Below are 24,675 nucleotides of genomic sequence, written 5' to 3'. Positions count from 1 at the left end.
TTCACACATCCAATGCCGTCAACACAATCACAAAAAACACCTTGCGCAGGGGACGTCCATAGATCCACTCCTGGGAAGGTGCCGGCCTCCCGACCGGCCCTTCACAGTTTGATACGAGAGCGTGTGCCTTCTATCTCAGTTGGCAGCCGTGGCAAACGCGCGATGCAGCCCTTCAGCCACTTGTTCCACATCCTTCATCGACAGGCACATTGGCGGCACCATGCGCAGGCAGGACTGGTATGCGCCCGACTTCGACAGGATGATGCCGCTTTCGCGTGTCGCCTCAAATACAGCGGCGGTAGTTTCCGGGTCCGGCTCTTTGGTCTTGCGGTCCTTTACCATTTCAATGGCCAGCATCAGCCCGCGCCCGCGCACATCGCCGATGACTTCATATTTGTCCTTCAGAGCGTGCAGATGTTTCAGCAGCGCAGCCCCCACGTTGCGGGCGTTTTCGCGCACCCTGTCTTCCTTGATCACCTGCAGAACGGCCCGGCCCGCTGCACAGGAGGTCGGGTTGGCGCCATAGGTGTGGAACATGAACTTCTCGGCCATCGGCGCAGCAACTTCCTTGCGGGCAACAACTGCGCCCAGCGGGAAACCGTTGCCGATCCCCTTGGCCATGACGACGATGTCGGGGATGACGCCGTCAGCCTCAAAGCCCCACATGTGATCGCCAGTGCGGCCGAACCCTGCCTGAACCTCATCCGCGATCAGCAACCCGCCCTTGGCCCGAACGCGCTCTGCCGCGCCGGTCATGTAGCCCTTGGGCATTTCGACGATCCCGCCATAGCCCTGAACGCTTTCAATAAAGATCCCGGCGACCTGCCCGGTGGTTGCCGTGTGGATCGTCCGGTCGATCTCGTCGAGATAGGGCTCGGCCCCGGCATTCTCGCCGAAGATGCCCCGATACTGATGCGGGTCGGGCACAAAAGCGACGTTGCCGGGCATGCCGGGATGGCGCCAGCCGCTTATGCCCGTGATGGATTGCGCCGCCGCCGTGGGGCCGTGATAGGCCGACCGCAGTGCCAGCAAATCCAGATTTCCGGTGTAGCTGCGCGCCATTGTCATGGCGAGGTCCACCGCCTCGGAGCCGGAATTGGTGAAATGCACCACCCATTCGATGTCTCCATTCGGATTGGGCATGGTGGCGGCCAGTTCTTCGGCAAAATGCGCGGGCACCGGGTGGTAGAACATGGTGGTGCAGTGCGTCAGCTCCTGCGCCTGCGCCATCGCGGCGGCGACCACCTTGGGGTGGCTGTGGCCAACCGAGATGCACACATTCATGCCCAGAAGGTCGGTGTATTTGCGCCCCTCGACATCCCAGAGATATTGCATCGATCCCTTTTTGAAGACCATCGGGTCCTTGAAGGGAACGAACTTGCGCTGGCTTGCGGCATAGAAGTTGTCGCGCCGCCGGGCGGTGTCGTTCAGGGTCCAGTCGGTTTGCATGTTCATGGCTGTTCTCCTTCGATTTCCCGGCTGCGCCGAGCGACGAAATCATCAAGTGCTTCACGGGTTCCGGCATCCATTGCCGGAGCTTCGTATTCTTCAATCAGCTGTTTTACCCGGGCCGTGGCGCGGTCGTGTTGCCAGAGCGCACCTTCCGCGGCCCATTGCTCGTAAGTGCCGTTGTCGGACATGTCGCCCATCCAGAAGGCGGTTTCGAAATTATCCTGCGTGTGCCGTGCGCCCAGGAAATGCCCGCCGGGTTCAACTTCGAAAAACGCATCCATTGCCTGCGCGGTTTCCGAGAAATCAACACCCTGGATAAAGCGCTGCATGGCGGAGCAACGGTCGGCATCCATGACGATCTTCTCATAGCCGGTGGTCAGAAGCCCTTCGAGGCAACCTGTTGCATGGATGATGAAGTTCACCCCGGCCATCGCCGCCCCCATCAGCTGCGCCTGGCTTTCGTATCCCGCTTGCGCGTCCGGGATTTTTGAGGCGGTAAGCCCCCCTACCGAGTGGAACGGCAGGCCTAGCCTGTCCGCCAGCGTCTTGGCGCACATCTGGAACTGCGTGCCCTCGGGGGTGCCGAATGTCGGTGCCCCGGTTTTGAGCGAAATCGGTGAGAAGAACGTGCCAAAGGCTGCCGGAGCACCAGGCCGGATCAGCTGAATCAACGCGACCGACGCCATCACTTCAGCCAGCACCTGCGATAGCGTCGCTGCGACCGACACCGGCGACATCGCACCGCCCAGCACGAAAGGCGAAACCACGGTGCACTGCCCCGCCTGCGCATATTCCTTGAGCGCCCACAGCATGGTTTCATCCATCACCAGCGGTGCATTGGTGTTGACCACGGAATAGAGGACGCAGTTTCTGTCAACAAAATCAGCGCCCATAGCGATTTTGCACATCTCGATCGTGTCGCGGGCGCGCTCGGGCGCGGTCACTGCCCCCATGAAGGGTTTGTCGTTCATGGTCAGATGGGTGTGGGCCATATGTAGGTGGCGTAGCGGCACCGGTACATCGACCGGTTCCACCACCACACCGCCGGAATGGTTCACCGCACCCAGTTGATGGTGCAGCTTGGTGATGTCTCGAAAATCTTCGAGCGTGGCGTAGCGCCGCCCATTTTCCATGTCATGCACGAAGGGTGGTCCAAAGCTGGGGGCGTAGACCTGAGCATCGCCGCCGATCTGGATCGACCGGGAGGGGTTGCGCGCGTGCTGGGTGAACACGCTTGGCGCAGTTTTAATCTTGTCGCGGCACCAGCCGGGGTCAAACCGAACACGCTCACCGTCGACCCGTGCGCCACGCGCCTTAAAGAGGTCCAGCGTGTAGGGGTCGCCGCGAAACTCCATCCCGATCTCATTCAGAATCCGGTCGGCGTTGCGTTCGATGATCGCGATGGCCTCTTCGTCAATCAGGCTGACTAACCCGATCCGGCGCGTCACATATGGGGCAGACAACGCCCCTTTGGCAGCCCGAGCCTGCACGCGCAATTTGCGTCCTGAACGACGTAACATGTGGCGCCTCCCGAATTCCTGTCACACCCGGCGGGCGGATGCTCCATGCCGGTTCTCTGACTATGCAACGGAAATGCGCTTCGAACAGGGGGAGAGGTGCTTGATCGGAAATCCTAATGATTGGGATTAGTACCGGCGGAATATGTGATCTGATCCGCGACTTCCGGAAACCGTCGATCAAAATGCTCACGCAGAATATCGGCGCATTGATGGGCCAGACGGGCGGGAATATCGCCGAGGTCTCCTTTGCGCGAAACCACCTGCACGCCGCGTTTGAAGCCAGAGAACGGCAGCGGTGCGATACGCAACGGCATACCTTCAGCGACTCCGTCGATCAAAAGCGAGGGCGTCAGGATCGCAAAGCATTTACCTGTCACCACACCGGCCACAACCATAGATGACCGGTCTGCCTCGATCGCGCGGGGCAGGTGCAGACGGCAGCGTTGCAAGTGCTGATCCGTGCGCCGCCCCACCGGGGTATGCGCCCCGAATCGCACCAGTGACAAGCATTGGGAAATCGCATGGATATCATCCGCGGGCCCGTTGTAATCCTCCGGCAATACGAGAAAAAACGGCTCTTCCAGAACGGGATAGGTGTCGTAATCATCACTCAACAGGAACAGTTCAGAAGTCACCGCCACGTCGATCTTTCGTGCGTTCAGTGCGTTTTGGTGATCGCTGGCCAGCCCTGCCGACAGGATTAGTTCCGGAACTCGCAATTCATGCTCTACAAAGTCATAAAGGCCGGGGGTCAGCGTTGTGGCGGTCGACGCCAACAGACCCACTCGCAACACTGGCAGCGCGGCGGCGTTCAAGTGACGCAAGTCGGATTTCAGATCGTCAATCTCGTTGAGAATACGGTAGCCGTGCCGCTGCATCGCCTCACCCGCATGGGTCAATCCCAGCGGCCGGTTCGATCGGTCCAGAAGCGTTACGCCAAAGGCGCTTTCTAAGTTCTTCAGATGCTGCGAGGCCGCCGATTGAGTGATCCCCAAAGCATTTGCCGCGGCCGTCACATGGCGCATTTCGGCCACGGCCATAAAGATCTCAATCGCCCGGAACAGATTGATTTCGGCTTCACTGCGCGCCATTTGGTCCTGATTCCCCGTAAATTGCTGCAATCCGCATCAAACGCGCAGAGCCTGAACGGTGCAAGCTCTGCTAATTATTAGTTCTGGTAATGATGTTTGACGACCCTTGATCCCTCTCATGTCGCGGAGAACATGGGCAGTGACATGAAGGAGTGCGACCCATGACGGGAACCATCATCATCGGCGGCGGCGCAATCGGCTTGAGCCTTGCTTATCATCTGGCTTCGGCCGGGGTGACCGATGTGCAACTGCTTGAGCGCAATCAACTTACCTCCGGCACCAGTTGGCACGCGGCCGGAATTGTCGGTCCTCTCCGCGCCACGCCGAACATGACGCTTCTAGCGATGTATGCCGGAACGCTTTTCCCGAAACTGGAAGAAGAAAGCGGCTTATCCACCGGGTATCGCCGCACTGGCGGCTATTGGCTCGCTCGCGATCCCAATCGCATGGACGAACTGCATCGCATTGCTTCGCTCGGCCGGCACCTCGGGTTGACCCCGTCCATCCTTGCACCGGCTGAGGTCGATATTCCCGGTCTCAACCGCGACGGGTTGGTGGGCGCATTGCAGGTCCAGGAAGACGCAAATGTGAACCCGGTGGATCTGTGTATGGCCTATGCCAAGGCCGCTCGCGCCAAAGGAGCCGATATCCGCGAAGGGGTGCAGGTGGACCGGTTGCTGGTTGAGGCGGGTCGGATCAAAGGCGTTGTTCTGGCGGACGGGACCGAATTGTTGGCCAATCGCGTGGCGCTGTGTGCCGGGGCGTGGTCCAAGAAACTTGCCGACGCGGCGAGGGTGGCCCTGCCATTGCAAGCGGTAGAGCATATGTACGTAGTCACCGAGCCAATGGTCGGTTTACCCAATCCCTACCCGGTGCTGCGCGATCTGGATCGCGGGATTTACGTCAAGGGCGACGCGGGCAAGCTGGTGATTGGCGGCTTTGAGCCGAATGCGAAATGCTGGGATCCCTTTGGCCCGGAAGGAGACCGCCCGTTTCTGGAATTGCCCGAGGATTGGGATCAGTTCATGCCCTTCATGGAAAGTGCGTTGGACCTGATCCCGGCGCTGTCCGAAACCGGCATCCAACATTTCATGAATGGGCCGGAAAGCTTTACCCACGACACCCGCCCCTTGATCGGTCAGACCCCCGAGGTCGACGGGCTTTATGTAGCTGCCGGTATGAACTCGGTTGGTGTCATGTCTTCAGCCGGTGTCGGCCGGGTTCTGGCTGACTGGATGATCGAGGGCGAGGCACCCATGGACCTCTGGGAGGTGGACGTGGCGCGGATCGATCCGCTTACCGCCGCTGCCAGCCATATCGAAACCCGCATGGAAGAAGCAGTGAGTGACGCCTTTGCCTTGCATTGGCCGTTCAAACAATCCAAGGCCGGGCGAGGCCAACGTAAATCCGCCCTGCATAACAAGTGGGCAGAGGCAGGGGCCGAATTCGGCCTGACAGCGGGTTGGGAGCGCGCGCTGTACTATGCGCAGGATGACAGCGAACGGTCGCTGCCCTATTCCATTGGCGAACAGTCGTGGCAGCAGATCGCCTATCGAGAAGCCGCGATTATGGAACATGGCACATCGCTGATCGATCTGTCCCCCTTTGGCAAGTTTGACATTTGCGGGCCGAATGCGCTGGCCTTGGTGCAGTATCTCGCCACCGCGGATATGGATGTCGCGCCGGGGCGCGCGGTTTATACGCCGCTGTTGAATGCGCGGGGCGGGGTTGAGGCAGATGTAACACTGCTGCGCCTTGGTCCCGAGCATTTCCGAATGGTGTCGGGTGCGGCGACGCGGCAAAAGGACCTCGCTTGGCTCAGGCGTCATGGGGCAAGGCATGACGTGGTGATCCACGACGTGACAGAAGATGAGGTGGTGATCGGCGTTATGGGGGCCGGTTCCCGCGATACGCTGTCGGCCCTGTCCGACGCCGATTGGCAGCGCTTTCCCTTTTCAACCGCGCGCGACGTGGTTGTTGCAGGCGTAACATGCCGCGCGCAGCGGGTGAGTTTTGTGGGTGAACTGGGGTGGGAGTTGTACATCCCCGCGCATCAGGGCGGGCCAGTTTTTGATGCGCTCTACGCGACCGGTGCGCGACCCGTGGGCCATTTCGCACTGGATGGGTGTCGGATAGAGAAAGGGTTCAAACATTGGGGGCACGACCTCGGGCCCGATATTTCTCCGCTGGAAGCCGGGCTTGGATTTTCCGTGGCCTGGGATACGGAGTTTCTGGGCAAAGAGGCGTTGACCCGGCAGAAGGCCGAAGGTCTTCGCCGCCGGTCCGTGATCTTTGAGTTGCCCGACAAGCCGCTCATTTTGCATGACGAACTGATCCTTGAGGGTAGTCGTGTGGTGGGCGCCACCACCTCGGGCGCGCGGGGGGCGCGGACGCGCAAGACCTATGCTCTGGGGCTGGTCGAGATCGCGGCTGAAGAGACCCTGTCCGAGACCTGCACCCGCAGCTTCACCATCGATGTGGCCGGCAAGTATTACCCGGCGATCCCGCTGAAGCGCCCGCCTTTTGACCCGACGAACGAACGGATGAAATCATGACAGTCACGCAAGCTCAAGTCCTGATCATTGGCGGCGGCGCCATGGGTGTGTCGCTGATGTATCATCTGACCAAGGCGGGTTGGTCGGATGTGGTGCTGACGGAAAAGAACGACCTGACCCATGGGTCGACCTGGCATGCAGCGGGATTGTGCACACATTTCGCCCATAATCCGACCATTCAGGAACTGCGCGCCACCTCTGTCCGACTGTATCGTGATATCCTGCCAAAAGAGACCGGCGGCACTTGCGGCTTTCACCGCTCGGGCGCGATGCGGATCACCTCAAACCAGGACCGGATGGACGAGTTTGCTCATGTGGCGGGTCTCAGCCGGTTTACCGGTTACGACTTGCAGATGCTGACCCCGGATGACGTGGAGCGCTTGCATCCGCTAGCCCGGACCGAGGGGTTGCTCGGCGGGATTTTTGAGCCCGATGACGGGCATGTGGACCCGTCGCTGGCCACCAATGCCATGGCTCAGGTTGCGCGGCGGAACGGCGCCACGATCTTGCGTTACAACCCCGTAACCTCGATCCGGCGCGAAACAGGGCTTTGGGTGGTCGAGACTGAAAAGAGCACGATCCAAACGCATCATCTGGTCAATGCCGCTGGCACCTGGGGGTGGGAAATCGGGTACATGATGGGGCTCAACATCCCTTCAGTTCCAGTGTTGCACCAATACCTCGTGACCGACACAGTAAGCGCAGTTGCAGATCGGATTGCAGCAGGTCTGCCGGAACTGCCGATGATCCGCGATCCGGAAGAAAGCTGGTATGTTCGTCAGGAACGCGACGGGTTGATCCTTGGACCCTATGAAAAGAACGCCGAAGCCTGGTCGATCGACGGTTGTCCGCCCGAGTTCGGGGCTGACCTGATGCCCCCAGATCTGGACCGGGTCGAAGACATCATCATGATGGCGATGGCGCGCATTCCGGCGCTGGAAACCGGCGGGATCAAATCGGTGGTCAATGGTCCGATCACTTTCACCCCTGACGCCAACCCGCTGATCGGTCCGGCCCATGGTCTGCCCAATGCCTGGCTGCTTACCGGGTCCTCGATGGGGGTGATGGAGGGCGGCGGCGCGGGCTGGTTTCTGGCCCATTGGATGAGCCATGGCGCTCCGCCGATGGACGCGCTGGCCGTGGACAGCCGTCGCTTTGGAATCTGGGCTGACCGTGACTACCGGGTCAAGAAAGCCATCGAGTGTTTCGGCCTGCAATTTGGCGTACACTACCCGCACGAAGAACGCCCCGCCGCACGTGGCAAACGGCTGTCGCCGGTCCATGATCGCATGATCACGCGGGGTGCGGTGATGGGTGCAGCCTATGGGTGGGAACGGCCCAACTGGTTCTCGGATACACAAGGAGATGAGGTGGTGCCGAGCTTCCGCCGCTCGAACTGGTTCGACCACGTAGCGCAGGAATGTGACACCGTGGCCAATCATGTAGGGTTGGCCGACATGTCGGTCTTTTCAAAATTCGACGTGACCGGCCCGGACGCCCGCGCCTTTGTCGACAGCATCGGCGCGAACCGAGTTCCCAAGGTCGGGCGGATCGGTCTGACCCATGCGCTGACACCAGCGGGCGGGACGCAATCGGAATTCACTGTGACCGTACTGGCCGACGACCACATCTATCTGACCTCCGCCGCCGCAGCGGAAGAGATGGATGACGACCTGCTGCACGCTCGCGCCGAGGGCTTTGACGTGACCATCACCCGCGTGACCGAGGATTTCGGCGTGCTTGGCCTGATGGGGCCAAAGTCGCGGGATGTTTTGTCATCGCTGACCGATGCCGATCTTGCCGCAGGTTTCCCCTGGCTGTCCGTTCGCGAGATCGAGGTGGCCGGCATCCCGGTCCGGGCGCTCAGGGTGTCTTATGTGGGTGAACTTGGCTGGGAACTACATGTGAGAGCCGCCGATATGCCCGCGCTGTTCGACGCGGTGGAAACGGCTGGCCAACCGTATGGGTTGGGCTTTTTCGGTGCCTATGCGATGAACGCGATGCGGCTTGAAAAAGGCTATCGCGCTTGGGGTGGGGATTTCACCACCGAACGCACTCCGGCGGAAGCCGGTGCCGGGTTCATGATCAAGATGGATCATGACTTCGTCGGCAAGGATGTTCTGGCTGAACGTATGCAGGCCAATGATCGATGGGACATGGTGTTGTTGGATTTGGACACCTCTGAGGTGGACCCCTATTACGCCCATGGCATCTATCAGGGCGACCGTGCCGTCGGCATTGTCACCTCGGCGGCTTTTGGGCACCGCACCGGCAGGACACTGGCACTGGCCTATCTGCGTGACCGTTCCGCACGCGACGGGTTGAGTGTCGAAGTGCTGGGCCAGCGGCGCGGCGCTGAAATCCTCGCCCAACCGCCCTATGATCCGGGAAACCGCCGTATGAAAGACTGAGTTTTGTCCGCGCCAGCACATCCGATCTTCGTGCTCTGGTCCCATCCCCGCTCCATGTCCACGGCCACCGAGCGGATTATGCGGGAGCGAGGGGATCTGGATTGTGCCCATGAGCCCTTCATGTATGACTACTATGTGTATCGCAAAACGCGGGGGATGCCGCATTTCGATGTGCAGCCGGGGCACCCGACGCGGTACGAAGAAATTCGCGATATGCTGTTGGACCGGGCCGAAACCCGACCGGTCTTTTTCAAGGACATGGCCTATTACGTGATGCCCCGAATCCTGGAGGATGAGGACTTTCTTACCCGGCTGACCCATGGGTTTTTGCTGCGCGATCCGGTGGCTTCGATTGCGTCCTATCACCGGCTCGATCCCGAAGTGACTTGTACAGAGATTGGACTGGAGGCGCAGAGACGGTTGTATGACGGGGTCGCAGCGGCAACCGGTCACGCCCCTCCGATCATTTCGGCCGAGGATATGCGGGCCGATCCGCGCGTGGTGATGGGCGCGCTGTGGCGAGAGTAGAGGCTACCCCCGGTAGATCACGCATTTGAATGGCAAAGCGATGTGCCAAGCGATTGGGGTCAGGTTGAGGGCTGGCACTGTGAGGTGAGCAAGGCGAAAAGCATTCGACCGATGGATAAGGGCGAACTGCAACGCCAGATCGACTGGTTCGAAGCCCAGGCTGAAGCCGCGCCGCAATTGCGCGACTATCTCAATCATCACCTTCCGCACTACCAAGAACTGATAGCAAAAAAACTGAACGGCTGATGGGCCCTATGCTCTTTGAGCTCCCGCACTGCGGCGGTTTTTTTCCATACCATTCGCCCCCCATATACTGCCGCTCTGCCATCGCTTGCGCCCTGTGCTAATAGGCACAATCAGTTTCCCTAATCATGCGAGAAAGAGCGATACAAAGCGGTGTTTTTCATCAAGGCTCTCCCCCATCCAAAACAGGAGGAACCGACTGATGAAACGCAAAACCATGCCTTTTGCTGCCGCTGCATTGGGGCTCGCTCCGCTTGCCGCTGCCGCCGCCGACGTTGTCATTCCAGACCCCAACTATGCCTCGGGCCGAGCCACCGCCTATGCCGTCAAGGCGATCATCGAAGAGGCGTTGGGGCTTGAGGTAGATATGGTCACAACCACCGCCGTCCCGGTGATTTGGGAAGCCATGGCACGCGGCAATGGCGAGATCGATATCTGGACAGAAACCTGGCTACCGAACCAGTCGGGTCTGGCCGAAAAATACATCACTCAGGAAAAATCCGTGGTACTGTCGGACAAGCCGTTTGATGCAGTACAGGGCTATTGCGTGACTGGCGTGGCCATGGACGAACATGGAATCAAATCAGTCTATGACCTGGCGAACCCGGCCAACGCCGCTCTGTTCGACACCAATGGCGATGGCAAAGGGGAAATCTGGATCGGGCCGCAAGGGTGGCAGTCGACCAATACCGAGACGATCCGCGCCCGGGATTATGGCTTTGCCGATTTCTTCGAACTGCAATCCACCGACGAGGCCGTCGCGACAGCAGGTCTGGATGCCGCATCAAAGGCGAGCAAGCCCTGGGTCGGCTATTGTTATGGGCCGCATCAGAACTTTGCCACCTACGACATCCGCCTGCTGGAAGAACCGCCCCACGACCCGGCTGCATTTGTGATGGTCCAGCCCGCCGTGGACCCGGATTGGCAGGCCAAATCCAATGTCGCTTCGGCCTATGCCGATACCAAGGTGCATGTCAGCTGGTCGTCGAGCCTGGCAGAGCGTCAGCCCGCATTGGTGCCGCTGCTCGAGAACATCCAGCTGTCTGCCGAAGATGTGAATGCCTGGTCACTGGCGATCGTGAACGGGGCTGAGCCGGCCGACATCACATCGGCTTGGGCCAAGGAAAATACAGACATGATTGCGGGCTGGATGGCCCATTAAGGCTAGCGTGGGGCGGCGTTTTCCGCCCCATACGCCGCGGAATCGGCAAGGCGGAAGGAATGACCATGACCGATGACACCGTGATCGAACTGAACGGGGTGTGGAAGATCTTTGGAGATCGGGCGGCCGAGGCTATGGTGGCCGCGCGCGAGGGCATGTCCAAACCCGATATCCTGAGTACCTATGGCTGTGTGCTGGGCGTCTCCAACGCTAGCCTGAGCGTGCGCCGGGGCGAGATCTTTTGCGTGATGGGCCTGTCGGGATCCGGTAAGTCAACTTTGGTGCGGCACGTAAACCGGTTGTTGGAACCCACTGCGGGCGAAGTTCGGATTGACGGCGAGGACATCCTTGCCAAATCCGACACCGAACTGCGCGACATGCGCGCCACCCGCATCGGCATGGTGTTTCAGAACTTTGGCCTGCTGCCGCATCGCTCAGTACGCGAAAATGTATCTTTGCCGCTGGAAATACAGGGCGCGTCGCTCAACGAACGCTACGATAGTGCAGAGGCTGCGCTGGCCAGGGTGGATCTGGCGGGCTGGGGCGACCGTCTGCCTTCAAGTCTATCAGGCGGCATGCAGCAGCGCGTTGGGTTGGCACGGGCGCTGGCGGCCGATCCACCGATACTGTTGATGGACGAACCCTTTTCGGCGCTTGACCCCCTGATCCGGCGCCAATTGCAGGACCAGTTCATGCATCTCAGCCATGAGATGGGCAAAACGACCATGTTCATCACCCATGATCTGGACGAGGCGATCCGGATCGGAACGCGGATTGCGATCATGAAGGACGGTGCCGTTATTCAGGTGGGCACCGCGGAAGAGATTGTGGCGAATCCGCAGGATGAATATGTGGCTGATTTCGTCGCCAATATCTCGCGCCTCAACGTGGTGCATGCACATCGGATTATGGAGCCGGCCGAAGAATGGACGGCGCGCAACCCGGATCAACCCGCCGTGACCGAGCTCCCGGTGGCGCAGGCTGATATGACCCTGTCAGAGCTGATAAATCTGGCGGTCGAGGCCAACAGACCGACAGTCGTCAAGGACGGGCAAAGCAACATTGTGGGCGTGATCGACCAGGCGCAGCTTTTGCGTGGCATCAAGGGAGAAGTGGGATGAGCCAGCCACAACAGGATGATTTCACCACTCTGGTCGCCAAGTTCATAACCCGCAACAGCGATTACTACAGCGATGTGTTCACGCGCGTTGCCGACACGAAGGGGCTGGCGCTGATCCCGAACCTGAGCGCAGGTCTGCTCGGTCCGATCTGGCTGGGCTCTCGGGCGCTTTGGGCTGCGTTCTGGCCAGCGTTCGTGATCGAGATTTTCGCTGTGGTGCTGATCGGAGTCGGGCTGTTTGGCGATTTGGGCGGCGAAGCCATCGCGCGGGCAGATCGTTTGGCCGCTCAGGCAGCAGCTCGGATGGAAGCAGCTGAGGCGGCGATTGCCAGCGGCAACAGTTTGGGCGAGAGCATGAAAACCTCGGCTAAGGCCATCGCAGACGCCGCCGAAAAAGCGCGAGGAGAAGCCGAGGCCGCGCGCGCGGACGCGCCCTTGTATGTCTTTGGCGGGCTGGCACTATTGCTGAGTGTTCGCGCCGTGATCACCTTGCTTGGCAACGCGGCATTGGCGGCGCGGTTTCGTCAGTGGCGCGGCTCGCCGGAGTTGCCGCACGGCCTTCCGCCTATGCGTATCGCGTTTGCAACCCTTCTGGTGGCGATCTGCTATCCTCTCGCGGTTTTTCGGTTTTCCACCAGCAACTCACCAAAATGGCTCGAGGTTTTTCCCGCAGCCACCGATTTCCGCAACGCGGTGTCCCAAGGGATTGATGGCGGAGTCGCCGCCATTGCGGACAATCTGACTTGGGTGTTTGCTGGCATCACTGCCGTGATCAATGCGGCCTTGAGCCTGATGGAAACGGCGCTGGTCGTGACCCCCTGGCCAATTGTCATGATGGCCGTTCTGGCCATTGCCTGGCAGGTTTCGGGCCGTCGGGTCGCGATCTTTTCAGGCGCGGCACTGGCCTATCTCGCTTTTCTTGGGTTTTGGGAAAAGAGCATGGCGACGGTTGCCCTTTTGGGCACGGCCGCGTTTCTCTGCGTGTTCATCGGCATTCCGATCGGTATCTGGTGCGGTCGAAAACCACGGGCCTATGCCTTCGTGCGACCGGTACTGGATTTCATGCAGACCATGCCCGCCTTTGTCTACTTGATCCCGGTCATTGCCTTTTTCGGCATCGGTAAGCCGCCGGGGATCATTGCCACTCTGGTCTTTGGTATGCCGCCCGTGATCCGCCTGACTGCGCTGGGAATTGCCGGGGTGCCAAGTGACATACGTGAGGCCGCCGCCGCCTACGGGGCCACCAAGCGGTTCCTACTGTTCAAAGTGGATCTGCCACTGGCGATGCCGTCGATCATGACCGGGGTAAATCAGACTCTGCTGATGTGCCTGTCGATGGTGGTGATTGCTTCGCTGATCGGCGCCAAAGGGTTGGGTGAAGACGTGTTGAGCGCATTGCAGTATGCCGCCGTGGGTCAGGGAATTTTAGCCGGTCTTGCAATTCTAATGTGTGCCATGGTGCTGGACCGGATTGTACAGGGGCGGAACTGATACTCCGCAGGAACGGTAGACACTCAGAGGGCACTGTCAGGTTGCTTTCAGCATCCTGCAATCCCAGCACGGCTCACATGTTCATCATCAACCCACTACACGCACATCGGTATGACAACCTGTTTGCAACACATCCGAATACGCAAATCCGCATTGCCGCACTGAAAGAGCTTGAACGTTCCCGGGAAACGCAAGTTGATGAAAAGAAACCAACCAGGCCGCCAGCCAAAAATGGTCTGTGGGGGTGATGCTCTGCTGCAGGGCCTCACAGACGGGGTCAGCAGTTTTAGTAACCCGGATATACCCTTTAACCTCAGGGTACGCCGAGTGCGTTCGCGGCATCTTTGACCATCGTCGCAAACGACTTGTGACATTGGGGAACCAACACCTTGAGGTTCTTGTAGGAAAGTCCTGGGTTTTTGCGCCGCGCTTCGCTGACCCACTGCAGCGCGGTGGCGGTGTCTCCGTTTTTCCAATTTGCCAATGCCGCGAAGAATGTCATTCCGGCGTGTGACCACGGCGTTCGGGCAGCTGTTTCTGCCCAATAAACGGCGGCGGGAAAATCCTTGCGCGCTATATTTACCCACATCAAGTTTCCAGTCATGCCCGGTCGCATCGGGTCCAATGGACTGAGATCCAAGGCCCGCTCGGCGCTTGAGGCTGCATTGTCATATTGCGCGGTGAACACGTCCGACCAGCTGCTGCCATAATGAGCCATCGCATAATTGGGGCTTACGTTTGTGGCGCGATCAAACCAGAATTTGCTGTTTTCAGGATCACCCCTCAACCAGAAACACCGCCCCATCACGAAATTCGCAAAGGGGTCGCGTGGCTGTAGCTCAATAGCGCGTTCAGCTTGCTTCCGTGCATCTCGAATATCTTTCTCGGTGTCGTCAGTATAGCGCATGAACGCATGCTGAAATTTCACGAAAGAAAGCCCCGCATAGGCACGGGCCAGACTGGGCTCTCGTTGCACGGCGGATTGAAACAACTGTTCGGCACGGGCAGCGCCAGTACGGGTAAACAGATACATCTGCTGAAACCCACAATGCATGGCCGACCAGGCGTCTAGATTTTCGGCCGATTGAAAATCAACAAGTTGCGCTTCATGCTGTGGAATTTCCAGCTCTGCCACGGTCATAACGTTGGCTACAATTTCTGACCTTAGTGCCTGTATTTCATCAATACCGGCCTGTTTACGCAAAGCCCAAACCACCTGGCGATCACGGGTATCGCAAAGCTCGGTGTCGATCGTAACCAGGCGACCGTGCTCTTCAATCGTGCCGGTCAGGCAATAGCGCGCGTCAAGTGTTTCACCGACTGTTTTTACGTCCACTGCCGAGCCACGAAAACGGAAGCTTGAACCGGGTGCAATCACTTTGATCCAGCGTAAAGTTGCCAACGAACTGATCAGCTCCCGGGGGATGGCTTCGACCAACGGTCGCTGTGATCCGTCGCCTGAAACTAAAACGAAGGGCAAGACCGCGATGGATGGTTGTTTGGATCCTTGACGGCGTTCTGGCACGGTTTCCTGTGTGTTATCGGAAACAAGCGGCGGCGAACGGGACAAAAGCTGCGCATCTTGCACGAACCGGAATCCGCGCCCGCGCAAAGTCTGAATTATGCGCTGTGACTGGCCGTCATCGCCAAGCATCTTACGCAGGCGCTTGATCCGGCTCGAGATTGCCCAGTCCGAAACGATCCGGCCATTCCAAATTTTTTCGACAAGCTCGTCCCGGTCCAAGACACGGTGCTGGTTTTCAATCAACAGGATCAAAAGGTCGAGTACCAGCGGTTCGCTGTGCAATACCCGATCCTGCCTTCGCAGTTCGCGACGGTCGCTGTCGAGTTCGAAATCCGTAAATTTGTAAATCATGGTCGCATCGAAGGATCATTCGCCCGACCACAACATGACCAGAAAAGGTCAAGCAAAAGCCAAGTGGCGGTCAAGCAGCGGGTTTGGGCCCGAGTTACCTCCATTTCTGTTCAACATTGTACGAGAGAATGACTCAAATGGATACATTGACCAAACCCAAACCCACCAAACTGCCTCAGATGCAGGGCAAACTATTCCTGACAGATGGCGGCATTGAAACGACGCTCATTTTTCATGACGGGATCGACTTGCCGTATTTCGCAGCCTTTGACCTGCTCAAATCGGATGGCGGCAGGGCTGCGCTGACGAGTTACTATGAGCGCCACATCACGGTCGCAAAATCCAAGGGCATGGGATTTGTCCTGGAAAGCCCGACATGGCGCGCCAGCACCGACTGGGGCGAGTTGCTTGGGTATTCAGCAAACGAAATCGCCAGATATAACGAGAAGGCGATCTACCTGATGCGGACTTTACGCAATACCCATCAAAGCGCCGAAACACCAATGGTGATTAGTGGTTGCGTTGGTCCACGAGGTGACGGGTATGACCCCGGACAGATCATGACGGTAGCCGAAGCCCAAGCCTATCACGGCCACCAGATCAAAGCGTTGGCAGACGCTGGAGCCGAAATGATAACGGCAATCACGATGACCAACTCAGAAGAGGCCATCGGGCTGACTTTGGCCGCTGTGGCCAACAGTATTCCGGCTGTCATATCATTTACGGTTGAGACCGATGGCAAACTGCCCACCGGGCAACCTCTTGGCGATGCCGTGACCGAGGTGGATGCAGTCACAGGAAGCGCACCGGCTTATTACATGATCAACTGCGCCCATCCGGACCATTTCCGCCATGTTCTGGAAGGTGGTGAACCTTGGCTGGAACGGCTGCAGGGTATTCGCGCCAATGCCTCACGGATGTCCCATGCGGAACTTGATGAGGCCGAAGAGCTGGATGATGGCAACCCCAGGGAATTGGGCCAGGACTACGCGACCTTGCAACGCCTGCTACCGAGCCTGGTCGTCGTCGGCGGGTGCTGTGGCACGGATCACCGGCACATAGAACACATCTCACACAGTTGTCACACCGGACAATAAGCGATGCGCGGGCCTTATGGGCCCGCCTTTTCCCACAGGCAGCAACATGCAAGTAACAATCTGAAACAAGCGTTAATTTCGACAAACCGGAACTGGGTGCCTTGGCTTTACCAGCTACCAATTTGATTGGTCCTGTGGCTAAGGGTAAAGCCGGGGAAATGATGTAATGTTCGAAGTACATTCTCATGCCAAAACGGGAGGTTTCAGGTGTGCCCATCGTTAAAGTGAACGTGATTGGCGCCGGACGGGTCGGCAAAACACTTATCGGCCTATTGAAGGCCATCCCCGAATGCTCGGTTCAGGATGTGTTGAGTGCAAAAGTTCAGTCAGCTCGGGAAGCAACTCAGGCGGCGGGGGTTGGGCGGGCCGTCGAACGCCATGCGGAACTGCGAATTGCCGACATATGGATCCTAGCTGTACCCGATACTCAGATTTCCTGTACAGCCTTCAAATTGGCCGAGACGTTTAGCGGGTGCACCGCGCCCCAACGGGCACCAATTGCCTTTCACTGTAGTGGGTTCTTCCCGGCAGAACAGATGGCACCTCTTCGGGAACTGGGTTGGCGGCTTGCAAGCATTCATCCTGTTCTGTCCTTTGCCAATCCGGCGGCTGCACAACAACAGTTCAAAGGTGCACTTTGTGGTCTAGAGGGCGATGAAGATGCAATCGAAATTGTCCGACCGCTAATCGAGCAAATGGGCGCGAAAAGTTTCCCCATCAACTCTGAAAGTAAAAGCCTCTATCATGCGGCGGCGGTGATTTCGAACAACTTCACCGTGGTGCTTCAGGCAATAGCCCGCGAAGCCTGGGTAGCTTCAGGCGTACCGGACGAGATCGCTCAAAGGTTGAATGTGACGCTACTGCGCGGGACATATGAGAACGTGGCAAATCAAGGACCAAGAGATGCCCTGACGGGTCCAGCGGCGCGGGGAGATGAGTTTGTTGTCACACAGCAAGGCAAAGATGTGGCCGAGTGGCATCCGGTAGTTGGGAGCGTTTACGAGGAACTGAGCGAACTGGCAAAAAAACTCAAAACAAATGGAACGACATTTTAGGGCCGGCTACCTATAGCGTATGGGACTCCTCTCCAAATCATTACCTTAAACGCACTAAGCGACGCAAAACGAATTTGACATTATTACCATTTTGCTGGGTCAAACTGTAGCTGGGGTGGATTTGCAGACGAAGCGCAAATTCTGCATCAAAACAGATGTTTGCTTGGAAGAGGCTGGATGAAATAGCGTCACCCTCACCTGAGTTTGGAAGAACGTCGTAAGAGTGCCAAGCGGCGAGAAGCCAAATTGCCTGTCCCGGAGATCGCGGATCGGTTGACATCGTTCCACCGTCTACCGAGAGAATAGCCGGAACCGCTTCGAAGACTCCGAGTTGCCACATCTGAACGTCTTCTATGGTGTCAATGCACATCGAATAGCGCGGTCCAGACGCACCCGGCGGCACAAGTCGACCCGGTTGGAAGGCTTGCGCAGGCATGATGTCGGCCGTCTGATTGCAGGTTGGTCGCTTCGCGTATTCAATTCGTTTGATAATACGACTTTTTCAAAACTTTTCGAATAGTGCTGTTGCATTTTTGCGGGTGGCTCGTGCAATTCGCCTAGCGCATATTTTGGAGCACACGGCAATTCTTCAGGAGCATACATGGGCAACAAGTACTTCGCACCAACCGGTGGACACCCCGGGCAAGAACAGTTGTTGACTGACCGGGCTGTTTTTACTGAAGCTTATGCCGTGATCCCGAAGGGTACGATGCGGGATATTGTGACCAGTTTCCTACCGTTTTGGGAAGACACACGTTTATGGGTGATCTCACGTCCTTTGAGTGGCTTTGCCGAAACCTTTTCGCAATACATCATGGAGGTTCAGCCCGGTGGTGGCTCTGACCGGCCTGAGACCGATCCCGAGGCCGAGGGTGTTTTGTTTGTGGTCGAAGGCACCGCTAGGTTAGTGGCCGAAGGCGCAACCTATGAACTAACGCCCGGAGGCTACGCCTACCTGCCCCCGGAATGTGATTGGACTCTGCGAAACCAGGGGGATGAAACCCTGCGTTTCCATTGGATTCGAAAGGCTTATGAGGCCGTGGAAGGCCTTGATAGCCCAGACGTACTTGTTCTCAATGAAAATGAGATCGCACCAACACCTATGCCCGGGACAGACGGAAAGTGGGCCACAACGCGATTTGTCGACCCAAGCGATTTGCGCCATGACATGCATGTCACCGTGGTGACGTTTGAGCCCGGCGCCGTCATCCCCTTCCTTGAAACTCATGTCATGGAGCATGGTCTCTATGTTCTGGAAGGAAAGGCAGTCTACCGGCTGAACAATGACTGGGTCGAAGTTGAGGCGGGTGACTACATGTGGTTACGGGCGTTCTGCCCCCAGGCATGTTATGCAGGTGGTCCGGGCAAATTCCGTTACCTGCTTTACAAGGACGTAAACCGGCATATGGCGCTGCGACCGGGACCCGCCGCCTACCCGCACCACCAACGTCTCAGGGCTGCGGCGGAGTAACCGTTCCGCCGATGGCCAGTGTCAACTGACGAGCCGCCTCCATGACGGGGCGGCTTAGCCTTTCAATTTCAGACTCGCCAACCCGGCTTGTCGGTCCGGACACTGATATCCCCGCAACCGCTTCTCTGTTGATGTCGAAAACCGGCGCCGCAATGCATCGCATGCCCGCGTTCTTCTCTTCATTGTCCACTGAGAAGCCCTGCGCCCTGACTGCTGCAAGGTCCTCTTTCAACGCCGCCGGATTTGTAATCGACTTGTCCGTGAACGCCTGAAGCTCCACGTTGGTCAACAGCCGGTCCAAACGATCTTCATCCATGTAAGCCAACAGAGCTTTCCCAATGCCCGATGCGTGCATCGGTGATAGTGTGCCCGGAGGGAAAAACGCGCGGATGCTGGCATGTGTTTCCACCTGACTCAGGAAAAGCACTGAACCTTCTTTCTCGATACCCAGATTGGCGGTCTCGCCCGTGGCTTCCATCAGCTTGCGCATGATTGGTCTGGCCCGGTCCACAAGGCTGGTACGGCGCAAAAAGCGCGCACCTATGACGAACGCACGCGGGCCGATATGCCAGACCTGCTCATCGTGATCGAATTCAACAAGCCCTCTGCCCTCCAACGTCACAAGGATACGGTAAACGGTGGCGGGAGATTGACGCATTTCGTCGGAAAGCGCGGTCAATGCCTTGCCTTGCGCTTCACTCAGATACTCGAAGACCTCCATCGCCCGGTCCAGGGATTTGATCGTGTTCTGTGCTGTCTTGTCATCCCATCCGCGTGGTCTTCCACGGGCTTTTCGGCGGGATTCGGGCATATTATCTTGAGAATCCATAAAAACCCTCTGATCATTCGTGAAAGACTAATTCACCATATGAAAAATATAACACACTGACAACTATAAACTAAATCCCCGCTCGCATGTTTTGAAAGGCATTTTCAAAAATATATCGAGCTGAGAGGCTTGGGCTTATTGTGTGGTCAACGACGGAAGGAGACCACCCATGAGCTTTCAAAACCCCGTTTTCATCCCGGGCCCGACCAATATCCCTGAAAGCCTGCGCAAGGCTTGCGACATGCCCACGATCGACCACCGTTCGCCACTGTTCGGGCAGATTCTGCATCCTGCGCGCGCGGGTGTGCAGAAAATTCTGAAAAGCGACAGCGCCGAGGTCTTCATCTTCCCTTCAACCGGAACCGGAGGCTGGGAAACCGCTTTGACCAACACCCTTTCAGCCGGTGACAAGGTTCTGGCGGCGCGCAACGGCATGTTCAGCCACCGTTGGATCGACATGTGCCAGCGGCACGGTCTGAATGTCGAAATCGTCGAAACCCCTTGGGGCGAAGGATTGTCAGCCGACCGCTACGAAGAAATTCTGACCGCCGACACAAACCACGAAATCAAGGTTGTTCTTGCCACGCATAACGAAACGGCGACTGGCGTAAAGTCGGATATTGCTGCCGTGCGCAAGGCACTGGATGCGGCCCAGCACCCGGCCCTCCTGTTTGTTGATGGCGTTTCTTCTATTGCCTCGATGGATTTCCGCTTTGACGAATGGGGCGTCGACGTTGCGGTTACGGGTTCACAAAAGGGGTTCATGCTGACCGCGGGACTGGCCATCGTCGGCTTTAGCCAGAAGGCAATGGAGGCAACAAAAACAGGCACCCTGCCCCGCACGTTCTTTGATGTGCACGATATGGCGAAGGGCTATGCCAACAACGCCTATCCCTATACGCCCGCAGTTGGCTTGATGAATGGCCTCAACCAGGCCTGCGGTATGCTGTTGAGTGAAGGTCTGGAAAACGTCTTTGCCCGTCATCATCGAATCGCCGAAGGTGTTCGCGCAGCCGTAGGTGCCTGGGGGCTGGAGCTTTGCGCGGCCAACCCGTCGGTGTATTCTGATACCGTAAGCGCCATCCGCACGCCCAACGGTTTCAACGCAACCGATATCGTCACGCATGCGGCAGAAAAGTACGGCGTTGCATTTGGTGTCGGCCTCGGCGAAGTCGCAGGCAAGGTGTTCCGGATCGGACACCTTGGCAGCCTGACGGATGTCATGGCTCTGTCCGGAATCGCCACCGCTGAAATGTGCATGGCCGACCTGGGCCTGAATATCCAACTCGGCTCCGGTGTAGCTGCTGCGCAGGAATACTATCGCGGACATCCAGCTGCCGTTCAGAAGGACGCTGCATGATGAAGGATTGTAACATGTACATCCCAACGTATGAGGACATGCTCGCGGCGCATCATCGGATTGAACCTTTTATCCGCCGCACCCCAATCCGGACTTCGGACTACCTGAATGAACTGACCGGGGCGCAACTGTTCTTCAAATGCGAGAACTTTCAGGAACCGGGCGCGTTCAAGGTACGAGGCGCTACGAATGCGGTGTTCGGGTTGGATGAGGAGCAGGCGAAAAAAGGCGTTGCGACCCATTCATCGGGCAACCACGCCTCATGCCTGTCCTATGCGGCGATGAAGCGTGGCATCCCCTGCAATGTGGTGATGCCACGCACGGCACCGCAGGCAAAGAAGGACACGGTTCGTCGCTATGGCGGGAAGATCACCGAGTGTGAACCATCCACCTCGTCTCGCGAAGCGACCTTTGCCGAGGTTCAGGCGGCCACGGGTGGGGATTTTGTCCATCCCTACAACGATCCGCGCGTAATCGCCGGGCAGGGCACCTGTTCACGTGAGTTCATTGAGCAGACCGACGGCTTGGATGCAGTGGTCGCGCCCATCGGAGGCGGCGGCATGGTGTCCGGTACTTGCCTGACCCTGTCCACTTTGGCACCTGAAACGGCGATTATTGCGGCTGAACCCGAACAGGCCGATGATGCCTATCGCAGCTTCAAAGCTGGTCACATCATCGCCGATGATGCACCAAAGACGATTGCCGACGGTCTGCTGGTTCCGCTGAAAGACCTCACGTGGCACTTCGTGTCGAACCACGTCTCCGAAATCTATACGGCCTCGGAACAAGAAATCATCGACGCAATGAAGCTGACGTGGAAGCACCTGCGGATCGTGATGGAGCCATCCTCGGCCGTTCCGCTGGCGACAGTGTTGAAGAACCCGGACGCTTTCAAAGGCAAGCGTGTCGGCCTGATCATAACCGGGGGCAATGTCGATCTGGACAAGCTGCCTTGGCTGAATGCCTGACCGCCACCTAACAGACATCAATCCCGACATAGGAAGACGGAAATGAAAGATATGACCAATCTCGACAATTTCGAAGTAGGCTATGACATTCCGGCCAAGCCCGGAATGGATGAAGCAGATATCCAGACCCCCAGCCTGGTTCTGGATCTCGACGCGCTTGAGCGCAACATCAAGAAAATGGGCGATTATGCCAAGGCGCATGGCATGCGCCACCGGGTACACGGGAAAATGCATAAGTCGGTCGACGTTGCCAAACTGCAGGAGAAAATCGGCGGTGCTGTCGGTGTCTGTTGTCAGAAGGTATCCGAAGCTGAGGTTTTCGTTCGCGGTGGCATCAAGGACGTTCTGGTGTCGAACCAGGTGCGCGACCCCGCCAAAATCGATCGCCTTGCCAGCCTGCCGAAGCTGGGCAGCCGCATCATCGTTTGTGTTGATGATCTGGACAATGTCGCGGACCTTTCGGGCGCGGCCGTCGATCACGGCACACAGCTGGAGGTTTTCATCGAAATTGACTGTGGCGCCGGTCGTTGCGGTGTGACGACGACGCAGGACGTGATTGAAATTGCCAAAGCAGTAGAAGCTGCCGACAACCTGAAGTTTACTGGTATTCAGGCCTATCAGGGCGCGATGCAGCATCTCGACAGCTACGAGGCGCGCAAAGAAAAGCTCGATACCGCTATCGCAATGGTAAAAGACGCTGTTGAGGGCCTCAAAGCTGAAGGCATCGAATGCGAGCTGGTTTCGGGCGGCGGCACCGGATCCTACTACTTCGAGTCCAACTCGGGCGTGTATAACGAACTGCAGTGCGGGTCTTACGCGTTCATGGATGCCGATTATGGTCGCATTCTGGACAAGGACGGAAACCGGATCGACCAGGGCGAGTGGGAAAATGCCTTCTTCATCCTGACCAGCGTCATGAGCCACGCCAAGGCGGACAAAGCAATCGTCGACGCGGGCCTTAAAGCGCAGTCGGTCGATAGCGGCCTGCCGGTTGTCTTTGGTCGCGACGATGTCGAATACATCAAATGTTCGGACGAACACGGCGTCGTGATGGACCCGAACGGTGCGCTCAAAGTCAACGACAAGCTGAAGCTGGTGCCGGGGCATTGCGACCCGACCGCAAACGTACACGATTGGTATGTCGGCGTTCGCAACGGCAAGGTCGAATCCGTCTGGCCGGTGTCCGCGCGCGGCCGCGCTTATTGATCCAACCCTTCATAGATAGGAAGGTCTGGCTCGGAGGAAGTCAGATAGACGCCCGTGTGTATGCTCTCCTTCCGGCAGTGGCACACGGGCGCACGAATGTTTGATTGGAGAAAGATATGCTGATCGTACCCGAGCGCGAAATCGCTGACCTTATGACCCGCCAGGCGGCCTTTGACGCCGTCGAACAGGTCTTTGCTGCCATGGCGTCCGGCGACGCCTACAATTTCCCCGTCGTGCGCGAAGCCATCGGGCATGAAGATGCACTGTACGGTTTCAAAGGTGGGTTTGACCGCGCGGGCCTGACACTTGGCCTAAAAGCGGGTGGGTATTGGCCAAACAATCTGGAAAAACGCGGGCTGATCAACCATCAGTCGACCGTCTTTCTTTTTGATCCTGACACCGGAAAGCCATCGGCGATGGTGGGTGGCAATCTCCTGACGGCCCTGCGGACAGCAGCGGCATCGTCCGTTTCGATCAAACACCTCGCCCGTGCGGACGCCAAAGTGATCGGCATGATCGGCGCGGGCCACCAAGCGGCCTTTCAGCTTCGTGCAGCGCTGGAGCAGCGCGCGTTTGAAAAGGTAGTCGGCTGGAATTATCACCCGGAAATGCTGCCTAATATTGAAAAGGTCGCCAATGAAGCAGGCGTGCCTTTTGAAGCGGTCGAGTTGGACGGGTTAACAGAGGCGGATGTGATCATCTCGATTACTTCGGCATTTGCACCGTCGCTGATGGCGGACCATGTCAGCCCGGGAACTCATGTCGCCTGCATGGGAACAGATACAAAGGGCAAGCAGGAAGTAGAAGCGGCTCTGCTGGTCAAAGCGGCGGTGTTTACCGACGAAGTCGCACAATCCGTTACCATTGGTGAAGCACAGCATGCAGTTGCGCAGGGCCTGATCAAAGAAAGCGACGTGGCCCAGCTTGGCGCGGTCATTAATGGCACAAATCCGGGCCGGACATCGGACGATCAGGTCACCCTGTTCGATGGTACGGGGGTAGGTCTTCAAGATCTTGCGGTCGCTGCTTCCGTAGTTGATCTTGCCGTTCAAAAAGGGATCGCGATCGAGGTCGATTTCTGATGTCAAACGGTGACAACCTGCCTCAGCGGCTGGTCGGTAAACGTCTATCCAATGTTCCGCTAACGGCGACCGACGGAAGCGATATCGACCTGTTAACACTGGCAGGTTGCATCTGCCATTCGAGATTCTGTCTGACGAAAACCTGAATCTGCAATCCG

At 57.9% G+C, this 24,675-nt stretch carries 21 protein-coding genes; 15 read left to right on the top strand and 6 right to left on the bottom strand.

Annotation, left to right across the window (positions count from 1 at the left end; all coding sequences use genetic code 11):
- Positions 1–135: 135 nt before the first annotated feature.
- The 3 genes from ACR0AO_RS16120 to ACR0AO_RS16110 form a co-directional block, all read right to left on the bottom strand.
- Entirely contained in the window at positions 136–1,455 is a 1,320-nt protein-coding gene (locus ACR0AO_RS16120; RefSeq protein ID WP_480605398.1) for an aspartate aminotransferase family protein, read from the bottom strand.
- Positions 1,452–2,972: a trimethylamine methyltransferase family protein gene (locus ACR0AO_RS16115; protein ID WP_480605395.1), complete on the bottom strand. Its 1,521-nt coding sequence runs from the start codon at positions 2,970–2,972 to the stop codon at positions 1,452–1,454. Before ACR0AO_RS16115 ends, ACR0AO_RS16120 begins: the two co-directional genes overlap by 4 nt.
- A 113-nt stretch (positions 2,973–3,085) precedes the next feature.
- A complete protein-coding gene (locus ACR0AO_RS16110) occupies positions 3,086–4,063 on the bottom strand; it encodes a LysR family transcriptional regulator (protein ID WP_480605391.1) in 978 nt (325 codons plus the stop codon).
- 161 nt (positions 4,064–4,224) lie between these two features.
- Between ACR0AO_RS16110 and ACR0AO_RS16105 the strand changes: the two genes are divergently transcribed.
- The 8 genes from ACR0AO_RS16105 (at position 4,225) to ACR0AO_RS16070 (ending at position 13,821) form a co-directional block, all read left to right on the top strand.
- The gene (locus ACR0AO_RS16105) at positions 4,225–6,618 is read left to right on the top strand and encodes a GcvT family protein (protein WP_480605389.1); all 2,394 of its coding nucleotides are present in this window, start codon (positions 4,225–4,227) and stop codon (positions 6,616–6,618) included.
- Positions 6,615–9,029: a GcvT family protein gene (locus ACR0AO_RS16100; protein ID WP_480605385.1), complete on the top strand. Its 2,415-nt coding sequence runs from the start codon at positions 6,615–6,617 to the stop codon at positions 9,027–9,029. Before ACR0AO_RS16105 ends, ACR0AO_RS16100 begins: the two co-directional genes overlap by 4 nt.
- Positions 9,030–9,059: 30 nt before the next feature.
- Positions 9,060–9,557, top strand: a complete 498-nt coding sequence (locus ACR0AO_RS16095) for a sulfotransferase-like domain-containing protein (protein WP_480605633.1) — start codon at positions 9,060–9,062, stop codon at positions 9,555–9,557.
- A 111-nt stretch (positions 9,558–9,668) separates the two neighbouring features.
- The gene (locus ACR0AO_RS16090) at positions 9,669–9,803 is read left to right on the top strand and encodes a hypothetical protein (protein WP_480605382.1); all 135 of its coding nucleotides are present in this window, start codon (positions 9,669–9,671) and stop codon (positions 9,801–9,803) included.
- Positions 9,804–10,002: 199 nt separating this feature from the next.
- Positions 10,003–10,962, top strand: coding sequence for an ABC transporter substrate-binding protein (locus tag ACR0AO_RS16085; protein WP_480605378.1), 960 nt, complete (start codon positions 10,003–10,005; stop codon positions 10,960–10,962).
- 65 nt (positions 10,963–11,027) lie between these two features.
- On the top strand, positions 11,028–12,083 hold the full coding sequence (locus ACR0AO_RS16080; RefSeq protein WP_480605374.1) for a quaternary amine ABC transporter ATP-binding protein: 1,056 nt from the start codon (positions 11,028–11,030) through the stop codon (positions 12,081–12,083).
- Entirely contained in the window at positions 12,080–13,573 is a 1,494-nt protein-coding gene (locus ACR0AO_RS16075) for an ABC transporter permease (RefSeq protein WP_480605370.1), read from the top strand. The genes ACR0AO_RS16080 and ACR0AO_RS16075 overlap by 4 nt, the downstream gene beginning before the upstream one ends.
- Before the next feature lie 77 nt (positions 13,574–13,650).
- Entirely contained in the window at positions 13,651–13,821 is a 171-nt protein-coding gene (locus ACR0AO_RS16070) for a hypothetical protein (RefSeq protein WP_480605367.1), read from the top strand.
- 65 nt (positions 13,822–13,886) lie between these two features.
- On the opposite strand, the gene ACR0AO_RS16065 is transcribed toward ACR0AO_RS16070, so the two are convergent.
- Complete coding sequence (locus ACR0AO_RS16065; protein ID WP_480605364.1) at positions 13,887–15,449, bottom strand: winged helix-turn-helix domain-containing protein; 1,563 nt, start codon at positions 15,447–15,449, stop codon at positions 13,887–13,889.
- Positions 15,450–15,586: 137 nt separating this feature from the next.
- On the opposite strand from ACR0AO_RS16065, the gene ACR0AO_RS16060 reads away from it, so the two are divergent.
- The gene (locus tag ACR0AO_RS16060; protein WP_480605360.1) at positions 15,587–16,546 is read left to right on the top strand and encodes a homocysteine S-methyltransferase family protein; all 960 of its coding nucleotides are present in this window, start codon (positions 15,587–15,589) and stop codon (positions 16,544–16,546) included.
- A gap of 209 nt (positions 16,547–16,755) precedes the next feature.
- Positions 16,756–17,601: a Rossmann-like and DUF2520 domain-containing protein gene (locus ACR0AO_RS16055; protein ID WP_480605357.1), complete on the top strand. Its 846-nt coding sequence runs from the start codon at positions 16,756–16,758 to the stop codon at positions 17,599–17,601.
- A 40-nt stretch (positions 17,602–17,641) separates the two neighbouring features.
- Here the strand turns inward: ACR0AO_RS16055 and ACR0AO_RS16050 are convergent, their stop codons facing one another.
- Complete coding sequence (locus ACR0AO_RS16050; protein ID WP_480605352.1) at positions 17,642–18,037, bottom strand: hypothetical protein; 396 nt, start codon at positions 18,035–18,037, stop codon at positions 17,642–17,644.
- A gap of 165 nt (positions 18,038–18,202) precedes the next feature.
- Between ACR0AO_RS16050 and ACR0AO_RS16045 the strand changes: the two genes are divergently transcribed.
- Positions 18,203–19,072, top strand: coding sequence for a bifunctional allantoicase/(S)-ureidoglycine aminohydrolase (locus ACR0AO_RS16045; protein ID WP_480605349.1), 870 nt, complete (start codon positions 18,203–18,205; stop codon positions 19,070–19,072).
- On the opposite strand, the gene bhcR is transcribed toward ACR0AO_RS16045, so the two are convergent.
- Positions 19,053–19,901, bottom strand: coding sequence for an HTH-type transcriptional regulator BhcR (bhcR, locus tag ACR0AO_RS16040; protein ID WP_480605347.1), 849 nt, complete (start codon positions 19,899–19,901; stop codon positions 19,053–19,055). The two genes, ACR0AO_RS16045 and bhcR, sit on opposite strands and share 20 nt — an antisense overlap.
- Positions 19,902–20,070: 169 nt before the next feature.
- On the opposite strand from bhcR, the gene bhcA reads away from it, so the two are divergent.
- The 4 genes from bhcA (at position 20,071) to bhcD (ending at position 24,517) form a co-directional block, all read left to right on the top strand.
- Positions 20,071–21,261: an L-aspartate--glyoxylate aminotransferase BhcA gene (gene bhcA / locus ACR0AO_RS16035; RefSeq protein ID WP_480605344.1), complete on the top strand. Its 1,191-nt coding sequence runs from the start codon at positions 20,071–20,073 to the stop codon at positions 21,259–21,261.
- Positions 21,261–22,229, top strand: coding sequence for a beta-hydroxyaspartate dehydratase BhcB (bhcB, locus tag ACR0AO_RS16030; protein ID WP_480605630.1), 969 nt, complete (start codon positions 21,261–21,263; stop codon positions 22,227–22,229). Before bhcA ends, bhcB begins: the two co-directional genes overlap by 1 nt.
- Positions 22,230–22,271: 42 nt before the next feature.
- Complete coding sequence (gene bhcC, locus ACR0AO_RS16025; protein WP_480605341.1) at positions 22,272–23,435, top strand: 3-hydroxy-D-aspartate aldolase BhcC; 1,164 nt, start codon at positions 22,272–22,274, stop codon at positions 23,433–23,435.
- 116 nt (positions 23,436–23,551) lie between these two features.
- Positions 23,552–24,517: an iminosuccinate reductase BhcD gene (gene bhcD / locus ACR0AO_RS16020; RefSeq protein WP_480605339.1), complete on the top strand. Its 966-nt coding sequence runs from the start codon at positions 23,552–23,554 to the stop codon at positions 24,515–24,517.
- Positions 24,518–24,675 lie beyond the last annotated feature (158 nt).

Source organism: Ruegeria sp. AF8 (assembly GCF_056541825.1).
Note: the sequence above shows the minus strand (reverse complement) of the source record. Positions and strands in the feature narration are given on the sequence as shown.